The organism is Streptomyces sp. CB01201 (genome assembly GCF_002803085.1).
Lineage (GTDB): Bacteria > Actinomycetota > Actinomycetes > Streptomycetales > Streptomycetaceae > Streptomyces > Streptomyces hundungensis.
Genome location: NZ_NNBJ01000025.1, coordinates 41,378 through 54,625 on the forward strand (window position 1 = coordinate 41,378; position 13,248 = coordinate 54,625).

Annotated in this window: 7 protein-coding genes and 2 pseudogenes; 4 read left to right on the forward strand and 5 right to left on the reverse strand. The window is 68.1% G+C overall.

Features of this window, described 5'->3' with window-relative positions; genetic code table 11:
* Positions 1-305 precede the first annotated feature (305 nt).
* The 3 genes from CG740_RS35360 to CG740_RS35370 form a co-directional block, all read right to left on the reverse strand.
* Positions 306-1,472, reverse strand: a complete 1,167-nt coding sequence (locus CG740_RS35360) for a DNA gyrase subunit B (RefSeq protein WP_100579412.1) — start codon at positions 1,470-1,472, stop codon at positions 306-308.
* 440 nt (positions 1,473-1,912) lie between these two features.
* A complete protein-coding gene (locus CG740_RS35365) occupies positions 1,913-3,193 on the reverse strand; it encodes an LPXTG cell wall anchor domain-containing protein (RefSeq protein WP_100579413.1) in 1,281 nt (426 codons plus the stop codon).
* Between the two features lie 337 nt (positions 3,194-3,530).
* Positions 3,531-3,995, reverse strand: coding sequence for a hypothetical protein (locus tag CG740_RS35370; protein ID WP_159030506.1), 465 nt, complete (start codon positions 3,993-3,995; stop codon positions 3,531-3,533).
* Positions 3,996-4,091: 96 nt separating this feature from the next.
* Here CG740_RS35370 and CG740_RS40595 point away from each other — a divergent pair, with 96 nt between their 5' ends.
* The 3 genes from CG740_RS40595 to CG740_RS35385 all read left to right on the forward strand — a co-directional run bounded on the left by CG740_RS40595 (position 4,092) and on the right by CG740_RS35385 (position 9,750).
* The gene (locus CG740_RS40595) at positions 4,092-4,652 is read left to right on the forward strand and encodes a hypothetical protein (protein ID WP_199846670.1); all 561 of its coding nucleotides are present in this window, start codon (positions 4,092-4,094) and stop codon (positions 4,650-4,652) included.
* A 176-nt stretch (positions 4,653-4,828) separates the two neighbouring features.
* Positions 4,829-5,236, forward strand: coding sequence for an effector-associated constant component EACC1 (locus CG740_RS35380; RefSeq protein ID WP_267895439.1), 408 nt, complete (start codon positions 4,829-4,831; stop codon positions 5,234-5,236).
* The gene (locus tag CG740_RS35385; RefSeq protein WP_100579416.1) at positions 5,233-9,750 is read left to right on the forward strand and encodes a caspase, EACC1-associated type; all 4,518 of its coding nucleotides are present in this window, start codon (positions 5,233-5,235) and stop codon (positions 9,748-9,750) included. The genes CG740_RS35380 and CG740_RS35385 overlap by 4 nt, the downstream gene beginning before the upstream one ends.
* Positions 9,751-9,975: 225 nt before the next feature.
* On the opposite strand, the pseudogene CG740_RS35390 reads toward CG740_RS35385, so the two are convergent.
* A pseudogene (locus CG740_RS35390) lies at positions 9,976-10,416 on the reverse strand (DNA polymerase III subunit alpha); the annotation flags it as partial.
* Between CG740_RS35390 and CG740_RS35395 the strand changes: the two are divergent.
* Positions 10,416-11,288 carry a hypothetical protein gene (locus CG740_RS35395; RefSeq protein ID WP_234376675.1) on the forward strand — a complete coding sequence of 291 codons (873 nt, stop codon included), beginning with the start codon at positions 10,416-10,418 and terminating at the stop codon, positions 11,286-11,288. The pseudogene CG740_RS35390 and the gene CG740_RS35395 overlap by 1 nt on opposite strands.
* 939 nt (positions 11,289-12,227) lie before the next feature.
* Here the strand turns inward: CG740_RS35395 and CG740_RS35400 are convergent.
* Positions 12,228-13,072 (reverse strand): annotated as a pseudogene (locus CG740_RS35400) (IS5 family transposase).
* Positions 13,073-13,248 lie beyond the last annotated feature (176 nt).

Below are 13,248 nucleotides of genomic sequence, written 5' to 3' on the forward strand. Positions count from 1 at the left end.
CTACGTTCGCGACAATTATCGTCTTCACCGATTGGAAACGGTGGCCCATTGATCACCTGGTCCCTGACCGCAGCCGTTGTTCTCCTGATGGTTTTAGGCACTGCTTTGCAGGCGCGTGGGGAACGCGCGGAGAAGAGGTGATACACGGTCAAGGGCGCTAGACGAGGTAAATCGCTAACGCCCGTAATGGTGCTGATGCCCTTAGAAGACGGAATGACGTACGGCATTTCGTGCCGTGGAGCAGCCAGCTGCCGCCGCCGGGCACTGTTCTCTAGCCGGGTCTGCGCATTGAGCTCTGTTGCTGGTCATTGCCAATGGGTGCCGTTGGTCGCCCGGTCCAAGATGGCTGCCGCGCGCTCCGGACGACCCTCCAGCCACCTGCCGAGTTGCTCCTGTACTGCCCGTTCCACGCAGGTACGCACCTCGGCATTGCCCAGTATGTCCCGGATAGCGCCGTGGAACTCGGGGTGGTCAAGTTTCACTGACACTACGGCCGTCAGACCGGCCCCGATCCCATTGCTATCGAGGTCTGGGTCGGTCACCGCGCGCAGTTGGTGCTTGCGCACGTACGTGTTGACGGCCGCCGTCACTCCCTCGCGGAATCCAAGCTCGTGCGTGCCGCCGCCGGTGGGCCGGCTGTTCGCAAAACTCCGCACGCGTTGGTCGTCGGTGTCGTGCCACCTCAGAGCCACCTCTACTGTTCCCGCCATCTGCGGGTCCTCGCGCTCGAAGCTGAGAATTTCCGGGTCCCTGGGGGGCGCCGTATGGCCGTCGAGGAAGGCGACGAAATCTCTGGCCCCACCCGGGAACCGGAACCGCACCGCAGAGGACTCAGACGGGCGGCGCTGGTCGGCCAGAGAGATCTCCAAGTCGCGATTCAAGAAGGCAAGTTCCCTGAAGCGCTCCGCCAGGGCATCGAATGAGAACTCTGAAGCCGTGAAGATCTCGGAATCGGGCCAGAAGGTGATGATGGTCCCGCTGCCGGAGGTCGTCGGCGCCGCCTCGCTGAGCGCTGTGACTGCGACGCCGCGCGCGTACTCCTGGACCCGGCGCACTCCCTCACGCTGCACAGCGACTGCCAGACGGCTCGACAGGGCGTTGACGACGAAAGGCCCCACGCCGCAAAAGCCCGGGGTCACCCTGCGGCGGCCATCAGGCGCCGACCCGAACCGGATGCGCGTCAGCAACGCTTCGACGTCGGGACTATCGATGCCCTCCGGCTGGTCGATGGGAACGCCCGGGCCGTCGGCCGTGACGCATACGCCACCGTCAGGCAGGAGTGTGACGTGGACGCAACTGGCACTGCCGGCCAAGACCTCGTTCACCGCCCGGTCAGTAACCGCGAACACCATGTTCCGAAGCCCGCGCTCACCAGTGGAGCCGATGTACATCCCGGGCCGCTTCCGAACCGATTCCCGCCCGGCCAGCACCTGGATGCGGCTGGCGTCGTAGGCGTTGGCGACCTCGCTCATAGTGACCCCTCCGAAGGTGTCCCGCGGAAGTCCCCAGCCTAGGAGAATCCGTGGAAACTCCCAGTTCAGGCTATGTTTTCCAAACTTGTGGACGGTTGCGTCAGCGCCTGTCCGAAGCAAGTCGACCCAGAGGGCCGGAACAGCCGCCGGATCGCGCCCGGGGGCTCGGCGAAGCCACGTGCGGCACCGCTCTCGGCGGCGCCGAGGCCCCGAATTCCGTCCACTTGGGCGCGGGCCGCGCGTGCCGACCGTGAGCGCGTGACGTGCAACGCTGTTTCAGTACCAGGAGTTGGCCGTACCCCCAAGGGGCGCGAGCACCACTCGGTCGCGGTTGGCACCAAGCCGCTTCGCGCGACGAGGATCTGCGCCCAGGGAGGCGGCCGAATGCACCGGGGGCTGTCCCCTCGCACTCGCGATGGGACAGCCCCCGGTACCCGGTGTCAGCCGTTGTCGGCGGTCTTGCGGCGACGCACGAGATAGACGGCGCCACCGCCGAGGACGACCGCGGCACCACCCGCGAGGGCGAGCTGCGGCATCGCGGAGGAGGAGCCGGTCTTGGCGAGCGAACCGTTGGCGCTGCCGTTGCTGTCCGTACCGGCCGTGCTGCCGTTGGTTGCGACCGGGGAGGGGGACTTGCTGCCCTGGGTTGACGTGCCGGACTCAGGCTTGGCCGGAACGGTGGAGGGCTTGCTGCCCGCCGGGGTGATCTGGAAGGGGTACATGCCGGAGTCCGGGACCCCACCGCACGACCCGTCGTTGTTGGTGTAGTCGGCGTTGACGAAGACGACGCCCGTGCCCTGGGCCGGAGCCGAAGCGTCGAGGGTGAGGCGCAGCTTGACGTCGGCCCCCGCACCCGTCTTGAGCCCCTTGACCGCGCCGGCGCGGTGCTCGCCGTTGAAGTCGTGCCAGCCCGTGCCGTTGGACCACTGCAGGTGCAGCAGGTGGTCGACGCTCTTGGTGCCACTCTTGTCGGTGGCGTGCGGGTAGGCGATCGGGACGACCTGGTCGAGCGTGCGGCCCGTGGTGTTGGCCAGGTGGAGGGTGAAGTCGACCGACGTCCCGGCGGGGATCTTGGACGGAAGCCCGACCGCCGCGGCGGTCAGCCCGCTCGCGGGAACGCAATCCCCGCCGCCCGTCTCCTTCTTCGCGTCGGCGAGAGCCTGCTCCGCAGCCTCCTTCTTGGCGCGAGTGTCTTTGATCAGGTTCTGTGCCGTGTAGATCTTCTTGGAGATCTCGACCCGGGCGTCGGAAAGCGCCTTGCTCGCATCGGCCGCCTGCTTGTCGGCGGTAGCCTTCGCGTCGGCGGCTTCCTTGGCGGCGGCCTCGGCTTCGGTGAGGGCCTGCTGCGCGGCGGTCTTGTCCTCGTCGCTCACGGCAGCGTCAAGCTTCGCCTTCGCCTCGGTGACGGCCTTGTCCGCGGCGGACTTCTTGCCCTCCGCCTCATCCGCCGTCTTCTGCGCGGCGTTGAGTGCGGCAAGCAGCGGGTAGGTCGGAGCCAGGGTGTCGGTCAGCGCCTGGTCGAGGGCTTTCTCGGCGACGACGGCGTCGTCGTAAGCCTTCTGAGCGTCCTTCACCGCCTGCTCAAGCTCGGCGATGGAGGGCTTGTTCTGGTTCTGGGCGGCCGGCTTCGTGTCGGCGAACACCGGTGAGACGGACAGCATCGCGGCAGGAGCGGTCACGGCGGCCACGACGGCCGTGGCGAGAATTCGACGGATCTGCACGAACAGCCCTCTTCTGGGTCTGAAAGGATGGGACGTCGCATAGCGGTAGCACTCCACGCAGGTACGACAGTTGGTGAAGCGTAGATGCCAACGCGTCACAGGAGTAGGGGATATCGCCGGCGCGCGGTGCCGTTGCTGCCCCGCGAACCAGGGCAAGTGCGGAAAGTTGCCCTCTCTATCTGTGGACTTCCTGTGAGGGATGTCACGGGTGTGTGCGCAGGCCTACAGCAGTGTCGGATCGGCCTGCCAGGCCGACCGGGGTTCCGCTGGCCATGGACGCGCATCCCTGCGCGCCCGGGGCTCGCGGAGACGCCATCGGGGTTCAAGCTGACGATGGTTAGCGAACCGCTCGTGTGCGGACGAGACCGAGTTCAGAGTCGAGGTCGAGGGTGTGGCCTCCGGTGTCGTAGCCGTCAACGGCGCCCTCCGCGGTCACGCCATGAGGCAGGAGGCGCAGCTCCGCGGCAACGGGAGTCCTGCTCCATTCCTCGGGCGCCCTGGTTTCCGCGGCGGTGTCCGGAAAATAGCTGGCGGGGGCCTGCACGGTGAGACGCATCAGCGCGGCCACAGTGTCCCGGTCCAGCCACTTGTTCCCACGTGCGGGCATGGGGAGCGCGTTGGTACAGGCGGGGTCCAGCCAGCGGCGGTTGGCACGGTCGGTGTAGATCGGCAGGATCCGCTCGGAGTCCGCACCCAGGCGGGTGGTCACGGCGCCGGCATCGATGTCGCGGGCGGTGACCGGATACGACGAAGCGATGGACGAGTCGCCGCGCCACGTCCGACACACAGCTGCCGGCAGCACGATTGGACCATCGCCCCTCAAGCTGCTCGCTCAACACCCGCGCCTGCGGGCCATCCGCAAGCACGAACAGAGCGCCACTACCCCTGGAAGCCCCGAGTGAACACGCCCACAAGCACCCCGTCGGCTGCCGACGCGACCCGCGACCCGCTCCCGTCGGCAGCCGCCATCGCCGAGACCGTCGGAGCCGTGCTCGCTCAGTCCCGCGCGGCATACGCGGCGGCCTCCGCACCAGACGAGACCTCCGAGGTCCAGGCCATCACCGACGCGATGATCCGGCTCCTCATCGGCACACCAATGCGCTCGGAAGGCCAGCTCACCGACAAGGCCCTCGCCCAGGAAGCCGGCCTCCAACGCAACAAGCTCACCCACAAGCACACCGGACTCCAGGACCTCTTCTACGCGCTGGTCCGCTCCCAAGACGCCCGCCCGAGGATCGCCGACAGCCTCAAGCAGCAAAACGACGAGCTAAAGCGCAAGAACTCCAGGCTCCGCGAACAACGAGACCAGCTCACCCGTGACATCGTGCAGCTGGCCCGAGTAGTCCACGTTCTGGAAGTCGAGAACCACCATCTCCGAGAGGCGGCGGCGGACGCCAACGGCATCGTCCGGGTGTTGACACCGAAAATGCACCAGGCCGGACCGCGACTGGCGCCTTAATCACGTGCGGCCGGCCTTGAGGAGTCCCAACCATCTCCTGCGGCAGGTCGTTGGCCGGGGCAGCGTGTTACGAAAGTCCTGAATGAGTCTTCAACTGGGCGGGGCTCTGCGGGAAGCATCGCTCACCTCAGGGATAGCGCATCGACAACCGTGTATGCGGTGCAGGCGGGGGAACTATGCATGTCGCACTAATCTCGGAAGGTCCGGACGGTGAGGAACAGCTCCGCTCACTCCGGGACTGGTTGGCCGATTCCCAGGAGTTGCGCGGGCGGGTCGACGCGGTGGAGCGACCGCCGGAGACCGGCACACTGGGACCGGTACTCGACGCGTTGTCGGTTGCGCTCGGCCCGGCCGGCGCGGTGAGCGCGTTCGCCACCGGACTCATCGCCTGGCTCCGTAGCCGTCGTGGAGACGTGCACATCAAAGTGACACTTCCGGACGGCAGCTCGCTCGATCTGGCCGCGAAGCGGATATCCGGTCTCGACACCCCCGCACTGCAGCGGCAAGTGGAGCAGATCGCCGATCTGTTGGGCAGCTGGCAAGCGGCGGGCGCGGACGAGCCCGAACGTCGTGAGTTGCCGTGACGGACCTGTCCGGCGCGGGAGTACGGGTTCTACTGATCGCGACCGCGACCCATGAGGGCCCACTGCTGACGCCGGTCCCGGCAGCCGCCACCTCCTGCCGGGATCTGCAGGCGGTCATGACCGAACGCTGCGGGGTCCGGCCCGACCACCTGCGCACGCTGCTCGACCCGGCCGACGCGCAAACCATGGCGCGAGCCGTCGCCGAGGAAGCGCAGCGAGCGGACACCGTGCTGCTCGTCTACTTTATCGGGCACGGTCTGATCGGCCCGGACGGCGAGCTGTACCTGGCCGCCAGCAGCACCGACCGCCTCACCCCGGGGATGGCCGGGCATCAGGCGCTGTCATTCACCTCACTGCGGCAAGCCCTGGAGGCGAGCCGGGCGTCGTCCGTCGTCGTCGTGCTCGACTGCTGCTTCTCCGGACGGGTTTCGTTGAGCGGCGGCCCGTCGTTGCCTGCGTTCTCGATGACGCCCGCGCACGGCATGTACCTCATGGGATCCGCGGAACAGCTGGCCCTTGCACCTCCCGGCGCACCACACACCGCGTTCACCGGCGCCCTCATAGAGGTGCTGACGCACGGCGACCCGCGCGGACTCCAGCAATTGACCTTGGACGCCGTGTTCGACGGAGTCTTCCGGGTCATGGGCGACCGGCAGGGGCCGCTGCCCCGCCGCCAGGCAGGGGACCGCTCGGGGCATCTCGTCCTCGCACCGAACCCGGCAGTGCCGGCGCAGCCCGAGCCCTCGCCGGACGTGGAGCCCGCGCCCGGCCGCTGCCCTTATCCGGGCCTGGACGCCTTCGGGGTGGACGACGCCGACGTGTACTTCGGGCGCGACGACATGACGGAGCGAGTGTTCGCCGCACTGACGGAAATGGCAGGATCGGATGAGCCGGGCCCGCTGATTCTGGTGGGCCCCTCCGGCTCAGGGAAGACCTCCCTGCTCAACGCCGGCCTCGCAGCCGGACTTCGCGAGCGAGGACTGCTCGGCACCACCTCTTGGCTACCGCTGCGCCTGACCCCCGGCAGGAGCCCGCTGCGGCACCTTGCAGCGCTGCTCGACCATCGTGCCGAGTCCACTGATCCACCGTGGGAGGCCTCCGACCGTACGACCGAGCTGGCCGGCCGACTGCTGGCCGGCCGACCTGAGCAGCGGCTCATCCTCGTCGTCGACCAGTTGGAGGAACTGTTCACGCTGTGCCCCGACCCGTCGGAGCGCACCGCGTTCCTGCGGGCGGTGACGGCCCTGGCACGGCCCTCTGGAGGGGACTCGCCGGGAGCCCTGGTGGTGCTTGCGCTCCGGGCGGACTTCTACGGTCAGGCTGCCGCGCACCCCGAACTGCTGGCCGCTCTGCGCGACAACCAGCTGCTGGTCGAGCCGATGACCCCCGACGAACTCCGCGCCGCCGTCGACGGACCGGCCGCGGCCGCCGGCCTGGTCCTGGACGAGGGCCTCGCCGACGTGATCCTGCACGAGTTCGGCGCGACGACCGACCGGCAACCGGCAGCCGGGGCGCTGCCGCTGCTCTCCCACGTCCTATGGGCGACCTGGCTGCGCCGCTCCGGATCGCGACTCACCGTCGCCCAGTACCGTGCCGCCGGGGGCATCGCCGAGGCGATCAAAACCACCGCCGACAACACGTACGACGGACTGGATCCGCAGGGCAGGGAAGCTGTCCGGCTCATGCTGCCCCGGCTGGTCCGCGTCGGAGAGGACACCGCGGACACCGCGCAGCCCGTGGACCGCTCCGCGCTCCTGCACGGCCTGCCCGACACTTCGGCCGCACAGCTAGCCCTCGACCGCTTCACCCGGGCCCGTCTGATCACCCTCGACCACGACTCCGCCCGCATCAGCCACGAAGCGCTGCTGCGCGCCTGGCCCCTGCTGATGGAGTGGGTCGACGCGGACCGAGACTGGCTGCGTGCCCGTCAACACCTCACCGCCGACGCAAGGGCATGGGAACGGGCCGGGCGGGAGTCCTCGCTGCTCTACCGGGGAAGCAGGCTGGCTGCCGTACGGGAACGCGCCGCGTCCTCACCGGCGGGCACGGACCCGCCTGACTCGGTGCTCGCCGAGTTCGTCGACGCCTCCTGGCGGCAGGAGCGCCGAGGCGCGCGCCGAACCCGGATTGCCATCGCGTTCCTCATGGTGCTCGTCGTACTGGCCACATCCGGACTGGTCGGCTCCGTGATTTTCCAGCATCGTGCGGAGCGATCAGGCGAACGCGACCTGGCCCGCTACCTCGCCGCCGAGGCCGAGGATCTCCGCGAACAGCAGCCCGGCCTGGCCAAACAGCTCAGCCTGGTCTCTTACCGGATGGACAAGGAGGCGGGACGCGGCGCGCTGCTCAACAGCCGGCGCACGCCCGGGGTGATCAACGCGGACGAGCAGGCCCAGGACCTCGCCTACAGCGGTGATGGCCGCGTCCTCGCCATCTCCGTCGGAGCCGCGATCGAGCTGCGCTTCCCGGGCGGAGCCGCCCGGGTCGAAGCAGGCCTGACCGGGCCCGTCACGATCAGCCGGGACGGTCGGACGCTCGCCGCCGTCACCTACGACGAGCGGCAACCGACGACAGCGTGGATACGGCTGTGGGACATATCGGATCCCGGTCATCCGACGCAGACCGCCGCTCCACAACTGGAGCACAGCGTCCACGCGCTCGCACTCAGCGTTGACGCCAAGAGCCTGTACGGCGGCCTGTCGACCGGTGAGATCCGCGTCTGGGACATCGGCGACCGGACCGCGCCGAAGCCCCTCCCCGCGCTTACCGGCCATTCCGCGCGGCTCGACTCCCTGGCTGTGTCTCCTGAGCATGACCTCCTCGCCAGCATGAGCGTGGACGGCCACATCCAGCTCTGGAAGGCGGCCGACTCCGGACACCCCGAGCGCATCGCCGCGCTCGAGGGAGCGAAGTACGACCGCAGCGTGCTCGTGAACCAGAGGCCGCTTCACCGGGTGGCCTTCAGCCCCGACGGACGGATGCTCGCGGCTCCGGTCGTTCTGAGGAGCGGAGCCGCGCTCGGGCTGTGGCAGTTGGAGGTTCCCGACACGCCACGCAGGATGGAAAGGAAGGAGGACGACTCGACGATCGGATCATCCTGCATCGAGGGTCTGAACTCCCTGGTTTTCAGCCCGATCCGCGAGTACGTCGTCGGGGCCTGCGGCGGTACCTGGCAGGTGTGGATCTACCAGAAGACCGGCCTCTCCGTCACGCTTCTCTCCGGGGCGAAGGGCGGGGAGAGCACACTCCAGGAATCGGGGGCACTCCTGTTCGACCCCGCCAGTCCGCGCAAACTGTTACAGGCCACCGACCACGGGGTGCGCGTCTCCTACCTCAACAACTCGGCCCAGCCAGGTGCCGAAAGCCTCATTCCGCTCACCCCCGGCACGGGAGCCCAGTTCGACTACCGGGTGGTCGGTGGGAAGAAGCTGATCGCCCTCCAAGGAGTGCGCGTGAACTATCTGCTGGACGCGACGTCGCAGGACGACATCACGATCCTCAACAAGACGCGCTCCCCCGACATGTTCACCGGAGCGGACATCGCACTCAGCCCGGACGGAAAGCTCCTCGCCGACATCGAGGTCTACGAGAACGGCAAGACCGACCCGGACGGCAAGAAACAGGAAAACGTCGGTGTGCGGCTGCGCAGCACCTCGGCAGCCGACGGCACCGCACCACTGGCCACCATCGACGACCTGGACAATGGTGTGGCGGTGATCGCCTTCAGCCCCACCGAGCCCGTCCTGGCTGTATCCGACATGAACGGCTTCAGAGACGGCAACGTCGCGAAACCGAGCGTTCGGATCTACGACATCGCCAACCCCGGTGCCCCACGCCAGATCGCCCGGATCGACGCGTCGTGCGTGATGCTCGAGTTTTCCCCCGACGGCAAATCGCTCCTCCTTGCCGACACCCCCTTCGCCGACAAGGACGGCACCCGGCCCAAGCCCGCAGGCGAGCTGGAGAGCTGGGACCTCACCGATCCCGCACATCCGAAGCAGCAGTGGGCACGGCCGAGCGAGGCCGGTGTTAGCGCGGCGCACATCGCTTTCCGGCCGGACGGGAAGCTGCTCGCCCTCTACGACATCGACGGCACGCTGAGGCTGTGGCGCGTGGAGGGCCACCAGCTCACCGAGGAGCTCTCCCGAGTCTCCTCAGGCATCTACGGCAGCCCGATGGCCTTCAGTCCCGATGGAACCCGCCTCGCCCTGATCGCGAAGAAGGCCGTGGGCGAGGATGCGCGCCCCGAGATCTGGGATCTCACCGATCCAACAAATCCCAGACGGAGTTCCTACCTGCCGAGCTCATCGGAGTACGTATCCGCACTCCGGTTCACCCCGGACGGCCAGTACCTCGCCCTCGTAAGGGCATCCTCAGGCGTAGAACTGTGGGACACCAACCCGGACCGGGCCATCGGCGACATCTGCGCATCGGTCGGCGACCCCATCACCCGGCAGGAATGGAAGCACTACCTGCCCGACAAACCGTACGAGCCTCCGTGCCCTCCCTCCTGAGAAGACAGTCGCGGTCACCGACATCGCCGCGGCCGGGGCTCCGTCGCCGAGCAGTTCGTGGGCGCCAGGCGTCAGCTGCACGGCCTGGTCGCGGTAGACGGCGTCGACCCGTGACTCGAGGGTAGGGAAGTGCGGGTAGAGCATGGCGATGCCCACCGGGCCTCGCGGGCAATCGCACGCATCGAGGTTTCGGCATCGCCCTGGCAACACGCCCAGAGTTGACACAGAATCGAGCTGCAACATGCCGACGGTGTCGGAGTTCTGGATCATCTTGAACGCCCAGAAGTCGTCGAGCGGGACCTGGGCGGCGTAGTCGAGGTCGATGGTCTGGCCGTTGGTGCGATGGATCTCTGAGACGACGTGGGCCATCGCGGACTGCATCCGCACCCCGAGCACGTCGAGCTTGAGCAGGCCCAGGTCCTCCACGTCCTCCTTGTTGCCCTGGACCATGGGGTAGTTGCCGCCCGGGGTGGGCTGCACCGGCAGACGGTCGAGCAGAGTGCGGTCGGAGAGGATCACTCCGCACGGGTGCATGGCGTAGCCGCGCGGCAGTGCGTCCAGCTGCTCGGCCAGCTCGAACAGCGGCCCGTACCGGTCGGCTTCGGCCGCAAGGCCCCGCAGCTCGGGCAGTTCGGCGAGCGCGCCGGCTATGTCGCAGGCCCGCAGTGGAGAACTGGTTCACCGCCGTGTGGAACTACAACCTCGGCTTCAACCCGCCCTCCGACGCGGCGAACCACGGCGGGAACTGGGGCCTGGGGTGGTACAACAACCCGGCCAACCCGATCTACCAGAAGGGTTGGGGCCACCCGTTCATGAACACCGACGCGGACGGCGCTAACGCCAACCGCGACGCAGCCCACCCGCAGGACTGGCCGTACGAGGTCAAGGTGATGGGCTGGGCCGCCTGGTCCATCGACACCGGCTACTCCTACTCCACCTCTGGCCGCCAGGACTGGCCCGGCGAGACCGGATTCTCCTCGGCCGGATTCCGGCCCGCCTGGTGGGACACCAATTCCTCCCGCACTCTTGTCTTGCCGGCCCTGGGCGTCTTCTGCAACAGCGCCAACAACTGCAATCCGGACATCCCTCCCAACTGCACGGACGAAGCGTGCTACGCGCAGTACTGGTGGCACCAGCCCAACGCGACGTGGAAGGGGGACTGCGCTACCCAGTGTGGTCACGAGAGCCTCAAGTACCAGACGCTGGTCTCCGAGCCGGGGCGCGGCTATCGCCTGCAGACCGGCACGCCGGTCTGCAGCGGGGCTCCAACCGGATCCCAGGTCGTCACTTCTATCCCCAGCGGGACACCGACGTGGGGCGATGGTCGGCGCGCGGTGGTTGCTATTGCTGCTCGGGGGCTATCCGTCGTTTCGGCTGCTGCTTTTGCGGCCGACCACACCATGGGTGGGGGCGTCAATGTCGCTCATGCGGGTGTGCTGGCCGTGATGGCAACTGCTGTTGTCCTGTGGCAGCGCTTCCTTTGGCCGGCACTGATCGTGCATGCCCTCTACGACGCGTGCGTGTTCGCAGGGGGCTGACAGTTCGGGGCGCCGGCATCGAGGTTCGCCCATGACGACATGATGTCCTGCGAGCCCGGCCGCCACGACCTCCGATCCCACCGCCAGAGGTTGGAAGAAGCCGGTCTGCCCGGTGCGCTGCCGTGGCAGGCAAGCCTATGCCGCGGTGCCTCTGCGGCAGTTGCACCGGAAGGGGGCTGGAGGGTTGCTTGCGGAGGTGCACTAGGAATTGCACCGGAGGTGTGACCGTGAGTGGGGACCCCCGATCCGTGATCATGAGCTTTCCCCCTGTCAGACCGCGTGGGCAAGCCCGTTTCCAGCGACGACACCTCTAGTACGCGATAGCCGGACAGAGGTCAGGCGCGGAGCGAGCGGGGACGGCGCACCTTCCACGACGCCCGGCCGGGCGGGATCCTGGTGGGGTGCCGAGGAAGCCGACCAGGTGCTGTGTGCAGTGCCGTTCGCCGTTGCTGGGGGATGCCGGCCCCAACCGTCGTTACTGCGGCTCGACCTGCCGCAGCCGTCACTGGCGGCGCGTCCAGCGCCACCAGGAGATCTATCGGCGGGCCGTGGAGGGCCTGGGGCTGATGAGGGGCGAGATCGTGTGCGCGTAGGGCCGTTGCCCTGCCTGCGGTGTGCACGCTTCGATCCGTAAGCGAACGGACTCGGTGTACTGCTCGCCCCGGTGTCCCCGCGCTCGGAGGATGCGCCGCGCCGCCACGGGCGGCTCGTGACGCATCCGAACGATCGTGGCGTTACGCGTCACCGCGTGACGCCTGCTCGTCACGATGGAAGGCGGCCCTCGCCGGGCAAGAGCCCCGGCGAGCGAGTGCCCGGGGTGGAAGTTCCGTCGCCAGCTGCACCGGCCATCCGCCCCGGGCGGTGCCAGCCTAGTGAGTGGCGTAGAGGGTTCGGGCGGCGGGTGCCACGTTGCTCTGCCGCTAGGCCGTTTCCTTCGGATCACCTGGCTGCCCAGATGAAGATGGCGGCGATGTGGAGTCCAGCGAGGTAGATGGTGGCCGTCTTGTCGTAGCGAGTGGCCAGACCGCGCCACTGCTTGAGCTTGTTGATGCAGCGCTCGACGGTGTTTCGCTGCTTGTATGCCTCGCGGTCGAAGGCCGGCGGCCGGCCGCCGAGTCGGCCGAGCCGCTTGCGGTGGGCGGCCTGGTCGGCGGGCTGCGGGATCACCGCCCGGATGCCGCGGCGCCGTAGATAGCGGCGGATTGCCCGGGACGAATAGGCCTTGTCCGCCAGCACCGTGTCCGGGGTGATTCTGGGACGGCCGGTCTGTCGAGGCACCCGTAAGCGGTTCATGACCTGCACGAAGGCAGGTGCATCACCGGCTTGTCCGGCCGTGAGAACGAACGCCAGGGGTCGGCAGCGGCCGTCGGCCGCGAGGTGGATCTTCGTAGTCAGTCCGCCGCGGGAGCGGCCGATGGCGTGATCGCCGGGTTCGCCGGCCGGGGCCCCTTTTTGCGGGCCCCGGCCGCGTGCTGATGGGCCCGCACGATCGTGGAGTCCACCGACACCGCCCAGTCGAGGTCGCCTTCGGCATCGGCCTGGGCGAGGAGGGCGGTGAAGACCTTCGCCCAGGTCCCGTCCGCGGCCCACATGCGCAGGCGGTTGTGGGCGCCCTTCCACGGACCGAAGTGCTCGGGCAGGTCCATCCACGGTGTGCCCGTGCGGTATTTGAATGCGATCGCGTCGATCACCTGCCGGTGATCCCGCCACCGCCCGCCTCGCCGAGGCGTCCGGTCCGGCAGCAACGGCTCGATGCGTGCCCACTGGGCGTCAGTCAACGACACACATCAACCAACGATCCGATGATCTGAAGGAAACGGCCTAGTCCTGCCTCGCTTTCTTACTTGTGCTGCGGTCGCGGTTGTCCTGTCTCAGATAGGTCCGGGTGGTGCGAGTTGCTGACCTGGGGTGCCCGGACTTGCGTGAGACACGGCAAAGGCTGATCGTCGCGACGATCTCC